The organism is Perlucidibaca sp. (assembly GCF_057084925.1).
In genome coordinates this window covers 25,976-38,647 of sequence record NZ_JBXMRC010000029.1, presented here as the reverse complement: position 1 = coordinate 38,647, position 12,672 = coordinate 25,976, and the positions used below count along the sequence as shown (strand labels likewise).

Here is a 12,672-nt window from a genome sequence, read left to right as displayed (position 1 = left end):
TAACGAAGCCGCGATTGTGCGGCCTTGCGCGCTAGGGCTCAAGCCGCTTACGGACGATAGATGATTTCCGGTGCGTCTTCGGCATCCTCATCCCAATCGTCGTCTTCATCACCCTCCAGCTCAGACAAATCAATACCCAAACGGCGTGCACGACGCTCTGCCGAACGGCGAACATCCAGCTCACGAATGCGGTCGCGACCTTCTTGTACCAGCTGCTCGCGCTTCGCTTGTTCGGCTTCGGCCAGCGCAGGATCAGCAGCCTCAGCTGCACGCTGCTCCTCGATCGCTTCCATCAAGCGGTAGCAGACCGCCATCGCGCCCTCTTTGGTCAGGCCCGAAGTCCGGAATACCGGCCCAGTCCAGCCCAAACGCTCCACGATGTCGTTGCAACGGGCATCGACTTCTTCCACCGAATGCACCAAGTCAGTCTTGTTCAGGATAAGCCAGCGCGGCAGGCCCGCCAGCGTGGGCGAAAACTTCTCCAGCTCATGGGCAATCACATTCACGGCGTGCACCGGATCAGTCTCGTCATACGGCGCGATATCGACCAGATGCAGCAGGAAGCGGGTACGCGCCAGATGCTTGAGAAAGCGGATGCCGAGGCCGGCACCGTCCGACGCCCCCTCGATAAGACCGGGAATATCGGCCATGACGAACGAGCGATGCCGATCGACATCGACCACGCCGAGGTTAGGCACCAGCGTGGTGAAGGGGTAATCCGCGACCTTGGGCTTCGCGGCCGAAACGGCGCGTATAAAGGTGGATTTGCCTGCATTGGGCAAGCCCAGCAACCCCACATCTGCCAACACCTTGAGTTCCAGCCGCAGTTCACGCTGCTCCGCCGGAATGCCATCGGTTGTTTTACGGGGCGATCGATTGGTCGAGCTCTTGAAGTTGATGTTACCCAAGCCGCCACGACCGCCGCGTGCGAGCAAGATGCGCTGACCATCTTCGGTCAAGTCACCGAGCATTTCGCCAGTGACTTCATCGAGCAAGGTCGTGCCAACCGGAACCTTCAGCACCACATCATCGCCACTTTTGCCGGTGCAGTTGGCACCACGACCGTTGCCGCCGCGTTCGGCGCGGAACTGGCGTTGATAGCGGTAGTCCACCAGCGTGTTAACGCCTACGTCGGCTTCGGCCCAGACCGAACCACCGTGGCCGCCATCGCCGCCATCGGGTCCGCCAAACGGGATAAATTTTTCGCGACGAAAGCTCATGCAGCCATTGCCGCCATCACCCGCCACCACTTTGATCACCGCTTCATCGACGAAACGCATGCTGTCCTGCTCCTAAATGAACCCCGCACGCCCACTGCAAACAAAAAAGCCCCGCGTTGCGGCGGGGCCTTTCTGTCATCAACCGAGCCGTGTGCTCAGCCGAGGGCTATCAACGCTACTAAGCCATGGCTTAGGCGCTGGCAACCACTTCGACATACTTACGGTTGAATGCGCCTTTGGTCACGAAGCGAACAACGCCGTGAGCCTTGGCAAACAGGGTGTGGTCGCGACCCATGCCGACGTTTTCGCCAGCCCAGAATTGCGTGCCACGCTGACGGATGATGATCGCGCCAGCTTGAATGGTTTGGCCGCCGTAGACTTTCGTGCCAAGTCGTTTGGCTTCTGAGTCGCGACCGTTGCGGGTAGAACCGCCAGCTTTTTTATGTGCCATGTCTCTATTCTCTCTTTGCGCAGAACGTCGTTAGACGCTGATGCTCGTGATTTTCAGTTCAGTGTAGTACTGACGGTGACCCGCCTGACGACGGTAGTGCTTACGACGACGGAACTTAACAATACGAATCTTATCGTGACGACCGTGATCCAGCACTTCGGCTGTGACTTTGGCACCGGCAACGATTGGCGTACCGACTTGGATGTTGTCGCCATTAACGACCATCAGCACGTCGTCAAACGTGATGACTTGGCCTGGCTCAACAGCCAGAAGTTCAACCTTCAGGCGCTCGCCTTCTACTACACGGTGTTGCTTACCACCGCTCTTAATAACTGCGTACATACACTGCTCCATCAAGCATCAATCGGGGCGGGTCGCATCTGGCTCGGATGAGCGATTGATGCAGTTGGATAAACCCGGGACCGAGAAAATTCGCAAGGCGCGTGATGATAGAGAAATGCAAGCCCTCATGCAAGCGCATTAGGGCCAATGCCCTTAACTTGGCGCTACGTGAATACCGTGACCGTTGCGTATTAGCACGCTTGAACGGTAGTCGCAGGCGGCGTTGGCTGATAGCATTCGCGCATTCTTTTGCTCAATAGTTTCCTCCTCATGGAATTCAAAGACATCCTGAACCTCGTCAAAGACGATTTTGCTGCCGTTGATGCCTGCATTTCGGCCAACCTGCAATCTCGCGTACCGTTGGTCAGCGAAGTCGGAGAGTACATTGTGCAAAGTGGCGGCAAACGATTGCGCCCGCTGGTAAGCCTGTTAATGGCTCGCGCTTGCGGCTACACCGGCAGTGCACATATTGATGTCGCAGCCATCATCGAAATGCTGCATACCGCCACCCTGCTGCATGACGATGTTGTGGATGAGTCCTCGCTGCGTCGTGGCCGTCCAACGGTCAATGCCCACTGGGGCAATGCCACGGCAGTCTTGGTCGGCGACTATCTGGTCTCCCGTGCCTTCCAAATGATTGCTCGCCTGCAACGCCAAGCTATTTTTGACATTATGTCCGATGGCACCTGCGTGATTGCTGAAGGCGAGGTCCTGCAACTCATCAATCAAAACGACCCTGACACCACGGAAGCGCGCTACCTCGAGGTGATTCACGGTAAAACCGCAAAAATGTTTGAAGCTGCCGCCGAGTGCTCAGCCTCGCTGACCGGCGATGAATGGCGTTCTGTTTCGGTCACCTATGCTCGCCACTTGGGCGCTGCCTTCCAAATTATTGATGACGTGCTGGACTACACCAGCAGCGCCGATGTCATGGGCAAAAATGTGGGCGATGACCTCGCTGAAGGTAAACCAACATTGCCTCTAATTCGTGCCATGGCCGTGGCCAGCGCCAACGAGGCCGATATGGTGCGCAATGCCATCCGAACGGGCGGCCTTGACCACCTGCAAGAGATCATCCAGTTGGTTCAGCGCTGTGGCGCACTTGACTACAGCTTAGCCCGAGCTCAGACCGAAGCTGAGGCCGCTGTGGCCGCCGTTGCCTGCCTACCCGACACACCCCATCGCGCCGCCCTGCAAGGCCTAGCCAGACTCTCGGTTGCTCGAAACGCTTAATTTCAGGTATTTCTCAGGCAAAAAACGGGGATCGATGTTGCTGACCCCCGCTTTTTCATCATGTCTGAAGTGACGCTACCAAACTCAAAACTTAGTGTGCATGTGCACTGGATGCACCTAGCCCTGTGTTCTGTCTCACATACAGCTCTGTCCACTTTTCTTCTGAACGACGGTCACGTCCCCACAATAGCGATCCAAAAATTACCGCTAAAAAACCTAATGGAATGGAGATAATCCCGGGATTTTTAAGCTTGATCAGCGGCTCTTCTAAACCCATCATTGATGTCGTTTTGTCAGCATACTTAATCAGATCTTCCTCAGCTTTCGTGACATCTTTCTCCAACTTAGCTAATGCCTTTGTTGTCGTCACACGTGCACTTCCAATCAAAGCAGCATCTGTCAGCTTAACTTCAAAGGCAGCCCGTTTAGCCGGTGCTTCGGCTATCAATTTTGTGGCATCCGCCTTAACTTTTAGTGGGTAAGTCATATTAGGCGACACCATCACTAATGCAATCGCGGAGACTGTCCCAATGATCATCCCCGCCATAATGCCGCCCGTGTTACAGCGCTTCCAATACAATGTCAGTAGTACACACGGCAGGTTTGCCGAAGCCGCAACCGCAAAGGCCAGCGCCACCAAATGAGCCACATTCTGACCCTTGGCCGCGATGCCGATGGCAATCGCCATGGCCCCCACAATGACGGTGGAAACACGTGCAGCCTTGACCTGCTCCGCCGAAGTTGCGTGCTCCCCGCGAATTACGCCGACATAGATGTCATGCGCCATCGCCGAGGCTGCAGCGAGTACCAGCCCGGCAACCACGGCCACAATCGTGGCAAAGGCCACCGCTGCCACAAAAGCCAGCATGAAGTTACCCATCATGGAGTCGGCGCCACCCCCTAAATACTGCGCTAACAGGGGTGCAGCCATGTTGCCACCCTTATCAATGAGCGCAATGTCTGCCGCGCCAACATGAATGGCTGCTCCCATACCCAAGAACAGTGTCAGCACGTAGAAGCCACCAATAATGGCCATAGCCCAAATGACAGACTTACGCGCTTCCTGCGCATTTGGTACCGTAAAAAAGCGCATCAAAATGTGAGGCAGACCCGCCGTACCAAAGACAAGTGCCATGCCCAAGGAAATCTGGTCCAGTGGGTCTTTAAGGTATAGGCCAGGCTCCAAAAAGCGTTGCCCTAGCTCCGCTGGCGACATGGACTCGGCACTATCCCCCAAGAGCTTTGCTACTTGCCCCTGTACTTTTGCATCCCCCACAACCGCCGTTAGAAACTCAGGGAGACTAAAGCCGTAGGGAGCCCAGACCAGCATGACAAGAATGATCGACGCAATGACTAACAAAATCGCTTTGATGATTTGAACATACGTAGTGGCCACCATGCCGCCAAAAAGAACGTAAGCCAACATCAGCACACCCACTGCCATTACCGATATCTCATAGTCGATACCGATCAGCGTTTTCACTAATACGCCACCTCCCACCATTTGCGCAGTCAGATAAAACGTAGACACCGTAATCACGGAGATAGCACCGACCACCCGTGTTTTTTTCGGATCATTTCGATAAGCCAGGATATCGGCTAGGGTGTACTTACCAATATTTCGGCAAGGCTCTGCAATCACCAGCAGCACCGTAATATAGGCCACCAACCAACCCACAGAGTACATAAATCCGTCGTAGCCATAGAGGGAAATCAGCCCTGCAATACCGAGGAAAGAAGCCGCAGAGAGATAGTCTCCTGCAATGGCCCAGCCATTTTGTAGGCCAGATATGCCTCCGCCGGCGGTATAGAAATCGGATGCTGAATGCACCTTTTTTGATGCCATGTAAGTGACATACATCGTCAGCATAATGATGGCGCCGAACACCATAAACGTCATCAGACGATACTCTGGCGCAACAGCACCTTCAGCAGCCCAAGCCAAGGTAGGAACGCCCAATGCCAGCAATCCACCCATTAACAGATTTTTATTCATTTGCTTGCCTCCGCGTCAGCAACAATTTTGGCTGCCAGTACATCAAACTCTTTATTAGCAATTCGGGAATAAATGACCGCTACCGTCCACGCCACGACAAACTCAGACAATGCGAAGACGAGTCCTACATTTACCGGCCCCCATATTTGTCGTTTAAATAAATCTTGGTAATAAGCCGCACCCAGCGGTAAAAGAAAGTAGTAGCAGACTGAGAACAACATGAGTCCGGAAAGAACAACCCGCTTCCGAGCCACAAGCTGCTTAAATTTTGGGCTTTCGGCTATCGCCTCCCAATCATGGTTTTTAGACATCTCGTGCTCCTTAGCTTTTAAACGAGTGTGTATTGCGCGAGTCTTTAAAGGTTCTGGAACCAAAATCAGGCTGAGAACTACGTAGCCATAAAAACGAGACTATGCTTTACAGAAAAATTCGCTACACGACTTTTGGCTAAGATAAAAAAAGCCACCCGAAGGTGGCTTTGGCTCAGTCGAGTACCTTATCGGCGCGGTGGCGGACGACGCCCTGCACTGCCCGTGGAACCGCCAGGTCTAGGCTTGCGCGGTGCAGGCTCAGCGCCACTGGCGCCATGAATCACCTTCACTTCAGCAATTTCAGCTAAAAGCTCTTCCGGTGGGCGCACACAGTCCAGCTTGCGACCAATCGCTTTTTCCAGCTCAGGAATCAGATGGCCATCATCCTCACAGGCGAAGCTAATGCTGGTACCCAAGGTGCCTGCACGGCCTGTTCGACCGATACGGTGCACATAGTCATCGGGCTGCTCTGGCAAGGTGAAGTTCACAACATGGCTCACGCCATCCACATGAATGCCACGGCCTGCGACATCCGTCGCTACCAAGATACTGATCTTACCTTCGCGGAAATTCTCTAAGGTCTTAACGCGCTTTTCCTGAGGCACATCGCCAGAGAGCAATGCACAAGACACATTGTGTGCCTTCAAAATGTCTGTCAGACGGCGGGTCTGATCGCGGCGATTGGCAAACACCATCACACGCTCCAGCTTTTGCTGCGTGATGAGGTTGAGCAACAGAGGGATTTTTTGCTCGGTGGTCACGATGTAGACTTTTTGCTCAACCAAGGCATTGGTGGCGTGCTCTTGCTCAATCTCTACCGTGACAGGATGGTAGGTCCACTGCCCGGCCAAGTTCATCACATCCGGGGTGAAGGTGGCGGAGAACAACAGTGTTTGACGATGGGTCTTGGGCGGCGTCAGGCGAACAATGCGCTTCACGTCAGGAATAAAGCCCATGTCCAACATGCGATCGGCTTCATCAATCACCAGCAGCTCAACCTGATCGAGATAGATTTCTTGCTTGTTAGCAAAATCAATCAGCCGTCCTGGTGTCGCCACAATGATATCGACTGGCGCAGCCGCGAGCTGCTTACGCTGCTTCTCGTAGTCCATGCCGCCCACTAGAGTGACAACGGAGAGACCGGCGTACTTACCCAGATCCGCTGCATCTTTGGCAATTTGCAATGCCAGCTCACGAGTTGGCGCTAAAACCAAGGCGCGCGGCTCGCCTAAACAACGCTCATCGGAAGGCGGGTTCTTCAGCAGATCGGCAATTACCGTAATTAAGAAAGCGGCGGTTTTGCCAGTACCCGTTTGGGCACGACCAATAGCGTCGTGACCGGCCAAGGTGAAACGCAAAACACGCCCCTGAATGGGCGTGCAGTACTCGAAGCCAAGATCGGTCACTGCTTGCAAAATGGCAGACGGCACGGGAAGCTCGTTGAAGCGTACTTTGATCAACTCAGGCTGTGGCAGCGCCTCAGCCTCTACCGCAGGAGTTTCTATGAACATGTCGAGCTCATCGATAGTCATGTCAGATCATCTGCACATCATCAGCTTGCAAGCCCTTATCACCGCGCTTTAGGAAGAACTCGACGCGCTCGCCCTCACGCAATGTACGGTGGCCTTCGCCGCGAATCGCACGGTAGTGCACAAACACATCATCGCCGTTATCGCGGGTAATAAAGCCAAAGCCTTTATTGGCGTTGAACCATTTGACCGAGCCTTGCTCACGCGGCCCTTTAACACGAATCGTGCGGCTAGGAATGCTTAAGGCCAGCAAGATCAGCGCAGGCAACAGCACCAGAATTACCGATGGGATTTGTGCAGAAACTCCGCCGACTTGTGACGCTAAGGAGGCCAAAACGACGGCAGCAACGCCCGTAGCCTGCAGCGTTAAGGTCAAACGAATGGTTCGGCAGCGCTTTAAATTACGTGCGCACCAGAAAAACAGCGGCGCCATGCTAAGTTCAGCAACGGCCAACAAGCGAACAGCAAACTCACTGTTTGCATCAATCGGAAGAGAAAAAGCGAGGGGGAAAAACTTGAGCCAGAGGCTCGGAGCTACCAACATGAAAAGGCCGCTTAGGGCATAGCCCAGACCCATCAAGGAAAAAAGCAGCGCAAGACCTTGTTTGCTACGCATGAAAAAGACTCGACACACTGAGCTCGGTTGGGCATCGGGCCAACACGCTACCAATACCAATAGCCGAGAATGACAGGTTGAGCCCGGCTCCCGATGCAGCAAAAATAAAAAAAGCGGGTAAGCCCGCTATTTGGGTTTTGTGATGAGCCCGAAGGCTCACCACAAAAGGTGCATCAATCCAGCGGCAGAACGTCTTCGGCTTGGAAGCCCTTCTGACCCTTGACGACGCTGAATTCGACCTTCTGGCCGTCCCGCAGGGAGCGGTGGCCGTCACCACGGATGGCGCGGAAGTGGACGAAAACATCTTCACCAGCTTGACGCTGAATGAAACCAAAACCCTTGGCATCGTTGAACCACTTCACGGTGCCTTGCTCACGTTGCGACATAATCAACCTCAAAAAACTCTGTATCGGATAGCCGTGTGGCGGCCATCAAACTTTGGCGCATGATAAAACATAGCGTTACGAGGTGATGATGCCCACGGGCGAATTGATTAAACACGGAAAGATAGTCGAGTGCAAGCAAGTCGCGCATATTTTGTCAAGCCACCCAATTCAACCAAACATGATCTAACAATAATGCCGCAAACAAACCCAAGAGATAGACCAATGAAAATCCAAAGGTTTTCATGGCCTGCCCCGGCTTATCCGTCGTTTTTAATATCCACGCCTCGCGCGCAAATAGAAAAGCAAAGAGGCACGCTCCGACGAGATAAATAATCCCACTCATACCGACCAAATAAGGCAGGAGTGTCACTAAGCCTAACAACACGGTGTAATACCAAACCAGTTGTTTCGTGAGCTCAATCCCATGAGTAACGGGCAACATCGGAATTCCTGCCTTGGCATACTCGTCGCGCCGGTGAATCGCTAATGCCCAGAAATGCGGCGGCGTCCAAACAAAAATAATGAGGACTAATAACCAGGCGTGCGGCGACATTTCACCCGTAACGGCCGTCCAACCGAGTAATGGCGGTAATGCACCAGAGAGACCGCCAATGACAATATTCTGCGGCGTTGCACGTTTCAAATAACGGGTATAAATGCCAGCATAGCCCACCATACCCAATGCCGTGAGCCATGCAGTGAGTGGGTTCACCCAAAGCGTTAACACAACCATGGATACGATAGCCAGAAAGCCAGCCCATGCCAAGGCAGCGGAGCCTTGCATGCTGCCTTGAACTAATGGCCGGAGCTGTGTACGCGCCATCACCGCATCAATTTGCTGATCGACCCACTGATTAATGACCGCCGCAGAGGCCATACCAGCCCACAGCCCAACAATCGCTGCCATGTACTGCCATACGGGTAAGCGTTCATGAGGCGCCAAAACCATGCCCACCAATGCTGTGACCATTAACATGGCCACTACACGCGGCTTGGTTAATGCCCAATATTCACGCCACATGGGCGGTTCATTCACTACGGGCAATGTCGACATCTCAACCTCTTAACTTATTATTTTCTTGGTGGACGGCAAACGCGAGCGCCACCAGTATTTGAAGCAATACAGCCGCCCATACGTTATGCGCCACGGCATTCCATAAGGGAAGCTGGAATAGCACGTTCGCGACACCTAAGCCCACCTGAATGAGCAGCGCACCCGTAATCACCCAAGCAAACATTCGATAGCGAGCGGTGGCGGCATGTCTTAACAATTGCATGACCAGCATGAGCACAGTGGCAACCACAACGAAAGCACCTAAGCGATGCGCGACATGAATGGTTACTTTGGAAGCTGCGTCTAGGTGCGGTGCGAACTCATAATTAAGGTCATCTACATGCGTAAGACTGAAGGCATCACGCCATTGCAAGAGTGCCGGCCAACCGGACTGGCAAATCGGCAGCTCCGTGCACACGGTAGCGGCGTAGTTTGATGCCGTCCAACCGCCCAACATAATTTGCCCCACCACCACGGCGATCGCAAGATAGACCCAAATGCGTATTCGCCGAATCCCTTCATCCCCCGTGCGCGGAAAAGCTGGGCCTAGACGCAAGTACAGTAAGAACAGGACTGTGAGCGTGCTAAATCCCAACAGCAAGTGGGCGGTAACAACCGGGGGATAGAGCTTCTCAGTCACTGTGAGCGCGCCAAAAGCACCTTGTGTACAGACTAGCGCCAGCAAAAACAGGCCATGACGCCAAGGCAAAGTCGTCGCACGACGCTGAGCAAACATCCACGCTGAGAGCAGCAGTATGAGCAGCCCGATTGCGCCGGCAAAGTAGCGATGAATCGTCTCAGGCCACGCTTTTTCGGGCTCAACCTTCTGGCCCGGATACAGGGCATCCGCCCGAGCCAGTGCCTCTGCTGAGCTGGGTACTGTGAAATGGCCGTAGCAAGTAGGCCAGTCAGGGCAGCCCAAGCCTGCATCACGTAAACGCGTCCATGCCCCCAGAAGGATTACCGTGAGAGTTAGCAAAATTGCGAATTGAGCCACTCGTATGAGTGTGGAGTGATATACGTTAGCCAATGCGGGATGCCTTCAACAGTTTCTTCAAGTCGTCGAGTAAGTTTTGTGCGCTAATCAGCGCGTCTGGTGCGGTTAACGGCGGCTCATATCGCAACATCACCCATCCCTGAGGATCCATGATCATCCACGGGGAGCGCGCAGACTGATTTAAACCCAATGCCTTTAGCGACGCTTGCTGCACCGTCACTAAGTGAATCTCACTGGAGGCCGGAGGCAATGCAATGGCCGCGCTACGCTCTGTTTTAATTAATAACAGTCCGACGCGTCCTCGCTCTTTACCCAGCGTTTCCTGTAAGCGCGTCAACGTGGTCATCGACTGCACACAATCCGCCATGCACTGCTCGGGCAAAACATAACTTAACCACCAACGGCCATTCAAAGCCTGCTGATCGGTGACAGGCAAGCTCTCCCGTAAAGCCACTGGGGGCGTGAATAATTGCCCCTTATTTGTTTTACCGCCGCCGATCCATTGCTGATCGTATGCCAGCTGACCGATGAAAAACGGCAAGGTAAAGCTAAGCAACAAGGCGAGCACGACCCAGCGCGAAGCACCTTTTTGCTTATTCAATGTGGACACTGACGATGAGCGTCGAGCTAAATGCCACCAACATAAGCACCAGGTAATGGCCAATGCCAACCACTGAAACGCATAAGCTCGGTGCTTGTCCGGTCCGATTTTCTGACTCTCTGTTGGGCGCCAGTCCCGCAGATAACCCAAGCCCTTTTGCTCTGGGCTCAGTCGCACCACCCAAGGCAGTAACTCAGCCTGGCAACGGGCTTGCCACTCTGCTAAATCGATACGTCCCACACGCCACAACCCGTTAAGCATCTCTGCGCCTCCCGCCGTATAAAATTGTCCTGGCTTTTGAATATCGCCCATCACGACGGCCTGCTCTTTCAATGCTGCTGGTACGGCAGGCCCTTGCTGGCGATCGCTGGGCAACCAGCCTAAATTCACCAAAATTGCCTGCCGACTGTTATCCAAACGAAATAATTGATGCAGCTGATAGCCCGTTTTTCCATGCGCCGGCTGGTTATCTAGAGCAACTCGGCACTGAGGCTCAAAGCGGCCCGATAACTTCACTCGTTGGCCAGACTGCCACAATTGGCTCTTATGGCCATCCAGCCACATCACTTCCGTTTGCGCCGAGAGCGCCTGCACTTTAAGCCATCGCTCTTTTTCTGCGGCGCGCTGCCATTGCCAGACCGAAAGCGATAGCAGCACTGCCGCACCCAGCATCACAACAATGATCCACACCAACGATCTACCGTTCGTCTTTACGGCCATGACAGCTCGCTCAGACAACTTATACTGGGCTTCCACTTTGTCATGTCTGGAGTCACATTTTGGCCATTAAAATTGTCATTCTGCTCGCGTTAGGCCTAGTTGTTTGGCAGCTTGCTTCGGCGCTGAAAGCGTTGTCACGCGGCGCTGAGGGCGACCCTCAGCGCATGTTACAGGCGCTAAAAATGCGGGTTGTGTGGTCGATTGTCATTGTCGCTTCGCTGTTTGTGCTGGGCGCTTTTGGTGTCATCGATCCACACGGACTGTGACGCAGACTTACAACCAATAAACCACGACGAACAAGAACAGCCAGACCACATCCACAAAATGCCAATACCAAGCAGCTGCCTCGAAAGCGAAGTGGTTGCTTGGCGTTAAATGCCCTTTCACCGTTCGCACCGCCATCACGATCAACATGATGGTACCGATGGTCACGTGCAGGCCGTGAAAGCCTGTCAGCATATAGAAGGTAGAGCCATACATACCGGACTGCAGCGTTAATCCCATTTCTGCATAGGCATGTTGATACTCGAGGACCTGGCAGCCCAAGAAAAGTACACCCAACGCTGCCGTGATGGATAAGAAGATCAGTTGGCGACGACGCTCGCCTACGAGCAGCGCATGATGAGCAATCGTCAGAGTCACTGAGGATGTCAGCAATAGCACCGTATTCAGAAACGGCAAACCCCAAGGGCCCATGGCTTGAGTAGTCTCGCCGCTGGGCATCTTGACCAAAGGCCAGAGCGCCTGGAACTGTGGCCATAGCAGCTCATGCGTCATGCTGCCTTTTCCCTCGCCGCCAAGCCACGGCACGCTCAGCACGCGAGCATAGAAAAGAGCACCAAAGAAGGCGGCGAAAAACATCACCTCTGAAAAAATAAACCAGGTCATACCTTGGCGGTAAGACACATCCATCTGTGCCGAGTTACGATTACCTAAACTTTCGCGCACCGTGTCGCGGAACCATAGGTACATCAGTACAAATAGGCCAACTAAACCCAAGGGCAGCAAGAAATTGTAGTGCCCATCATTGGCCGCAATACCCGATAAGCTATGGTTTTGGATGGTGTTACCCGCACCAATGACCAGTATAAAAAGCACAAGAGAACCCATGATGGGCCACGGGCTGCTTTCTGGTACGTAATACGCGGTGGGTTTATCCGTCTGCTTCAGTGTTTCTTGTGGCGATGACATGCAACACTCCTTCTAGCAACGAACT

At 53.7% G+C, this 12,672-nt stretch carries 13 protein-coding genes and 1 pseudogene; 2 read left to right on the top strand and 12 right to left on the bottom strand.

Annotated features, from left to right (window positions below; all coding sequences use genetic code 11):
• Window positions 1-47 precede the first annotated feature (47 nt).
• The 3 genes from cgtA to rplU form a co-directional block, all read right to left on the bottom strand.
• On the bottom strand, window positions 48-1,280 hold the full coding sequence (cgtA, locus tag AC14IB_RS09685; RefSeq protein WP_484231676.1) for an Obg family GTPase CgtA: 1,233 nt from the start codon (window positions 1,278-1,280) through the stop codon (window positions 48-50).
• Between the two features lie 130 nt (window positions 1,281-1,410).
• Entirely contained in the window at window positions 1,411-1,671 is a 261-nt protein-coding gene (gene rpmA / locus AC14IB_RS09680) for a 50S ribosomal protein L27 (protein WP_068860997.1), read from the bottom strand.
• Window positions 1,672-1,701: 30 nt separating this feature from the next.
• Window positions 1,702-2,013: a 50S ribosomal protein L21 gene (gene rplU / locus AC14IB_RS09675; RefSeq protein WP_068860996.1), complete on the bottom strand. Its 312-nt coding sequence runs from the start codon at window positions 2,011-2,013 to the stop codon at window positions 1,702-1,704.
• 270 nt (window positions 2,014-2,283) lie between these two features.
• Between rplU and AC14IB_RS09670 the strand changes: the two genes are divergently transcribed.
• On the top strand, window positions 2,284-3,246 hold the full coding sequence (locus AC14IB_RS09670) for a polyprenyl synthetase family protein (protein WP_484231675.1): 963 nt from the start codon (window positions 2,284-2,286) through the stop codon (window positions 3,244-3,246).
• 91 nt (window positions 3,247-3,337) lie between these two features.
• Here AC14IB_RS09670 and AC14IB_RS09665 read toward each other — a convergent pair whose 3' ends face one another.
• From AC14IB_RS09665 to AC14IB_RS09630, 8 genes and pseudogenes are all read right to left on the bottom strand, one after another.
• Window positions 3,338-5,242 (bottom strand): solute symporter family protein, encoded by a 1,905-nt coding sequence (locus tag AC14IB_RS09665; RefSeq protein WP_484231674.1) that lies wholly within the window; start codon window positions 5,240-5,242, stop codon window positions 3,338-3,340.
• Window positions 5,239-5,553 carry a DUF485 domain-containing protein gene (locus AC14IB_RS09660; protein WP_068860987.1) on the bottom strand — a complete coding sequence of 105 codons (315 nt, stop codon included), beginning with the start codon at window positions 5,551-5,553 and terminating at the stop codon, window positions 5,239-5,241. Before AC14IB_RS09660 ends, AC14IB_RS09665 begins: the two co-directional genes overlap by 4 nt.
• Before the next feature lie 185 nt (window positions 5,554-5,738).
• Complete coding sequence (gene rhlB / locus AC14IB_RS09655; protein WP_484231705.1) at window positions 5,739-7,064, bottom strand: ATP-dependent RNA helicase RhlB; 1,326 nt, start codon at window positions 7,062-7,064, stop codon at window positions 5,739-5,741.
• Between the two features lie 22 nt (window positions 7,065-7,086).
• A pseudogene (locus AC14IB_RS09650) lies at window positions 7,087-7,281 on the bottom strand (cold-shock protein); the annotation flags it as partial.
• 590 nt (window positions 7,282-7,871) lie between these two features.
• Window positions 7,872-8,084, bottom strand: coding sequence for a cold-shock protein (locus AC14IB_RS09645; RefSeq protein WP_022956916.1), 213 nt, complete (start codon window positions 8,082-8,084; stop codon window positions 7,872-7,874).
• Window positions 8,085-8,238: 154 nt separating this feature from the next.
• Window positions 8,239-9,138, bottom strand: a complete 900-nt coding sequence (cyoE, locus tag AC14IB_RS09640; protein ID WP_484231673.1) for a heme o synthase — start codon at window positions 9,136-9,138, stop codon at window positions 8,239-8,241.
• 1 nt (window position 9,139) lies between these two features.
• Window positions 9,140-10,168, bottom strand: coding sequence for a COX15/CtaA family protein (locus tag AC14IB_RS09635; protein ID WP_484231672.1), 1,029 nt, complete (start codon window positions 10,166-10,168; stop codon window positions 9,140-9,142).
• Window positions 10,161-11,456, bottom strand: a complete 1,296-nt coding sequence (locus AC14IB_RS09630; protein ID WP_484231671.1) for an SURF1 family protein — start codon at window positions 11,454-11,456, stop codon at window positions 10,161-10,163. Before AC14IB_RS09630 ends, AC14IB_RS09635 begins: the two co-directional genes overlap by 8 nt.
• A 59-nt stretch (window positions 11,457-11,515) precedes the next feature.
• Between AC14IB_RS09630 and AC14IB_RS09625 the strand changes: the two genes are divergently transcribed.
• The gene (locus tag AC14IB_RS09625) at window positions 11,516-11,722 is read left to right on the top strand and encodes a DUF2909 family protein (RefSeq protein ID WP_068860978.1); all 207 of its coding nucleotides are present in this window, start codon (window positions 11,516-11,518) and stop codon (window positions 11,720-11,722) included.
• 7 nt (window positions 11,723-11,729) lie between these two features.
• On the opposite strand, the gene AC14IB_RS09620 is transcribed toward AC14IB_RS09625, so the two are convergent.
• Window positions 11,730-12,647 (bottom strand): cytochrome c oxidase subunit 3, encoded by a 918-nt coding sequence (locus tag AC14IB_RS09620; protein ID WP_484231670.1) that lies wholly within the window; start codon window positions 12,645-12,647, stop codon window positions 11,730-11,732.
• Window positions 12,648-12,672: the final 25 nt, after the last annotated feature.

Bases quoted from the DNA above. Each gene is read 5' to 3' on its own strand.
- cgtA (WP_484231676.1), bottom strand. From the start codon at position 1,280: ATGCGTTTCGTCGATGAAGCGGTGATCAAAGTGGTGGCGGGTGATGGC.
- AC14IB_RS09660 (WP_068860987.1), bottom strand. From the start codon at position 5,553: ATGTCTAAAAACCATGATTGGGAGGCGATAGCCGAAAGCCCAAAATTT.
- rhlB (WP_484231705.1), bottom strand. From the start codon at position 7,064: ATGTTCATAGAAACTCCTGCGGTAGAGGCTGAGGCGCTGCCACAGCCT.
- AC14IB_RS09630 (WP_484231671.1), bottom strand. From the start codon at position 11,456: ATGGCCGTAAAGACGAACGGTAGATCGTTGGTGTGGATCATTGTTGTG.
- AC14IB_RS09670 (WP_484231675.1), top strand. From the start codon at position 2,284: ATGGAATTCAAAGACATCCTGAACCTCGTCAAAGACGATTTTGCTGCC.
- cyoE (WP_484231673.1), bottom strand. From the start codon at position 9,138: ATGTCGACATTGCCCGTAGTGAATGAACCGCCCATGTGGCGTGAATAT.
- AC14IB_RS09645 (WP_022956916.1), bottom strand. From the start codon at position 8,084: ATGTCGCAACGTGAGCAAGGCACCGTGAAGTGGTTCAACGATGCCAAG.
- AC14IB_RS09620 (WP_484231670.1), bottom strand. From the start codon at position 12,647: ATGTCATCGCCACAAGAAACACTGAAGCAGACGGATAAACCCACCGCG.
- rplU (WP_068860996.1), bottom strand. From the start codon at position 2,013: ATGTACGCAGTTATTAAGAGCGGTGGTAAGCAACACCGTGTAGTAGAA.
- AC14IB_RS09665 (WP_484231674.1), bottom strand. From the start codon at position 5,242: ATGAATAAAAATCTGTTAATGGGTGGATTGCTGGCATTGGGCGTTCCT.
- rpmA (WP_068860997.1), bottom strand. From the start codon at position 1,671: ATGGCACATAAAAAAGCTGGCGGTTCTACCCGCAACGGTCGCGACTCA.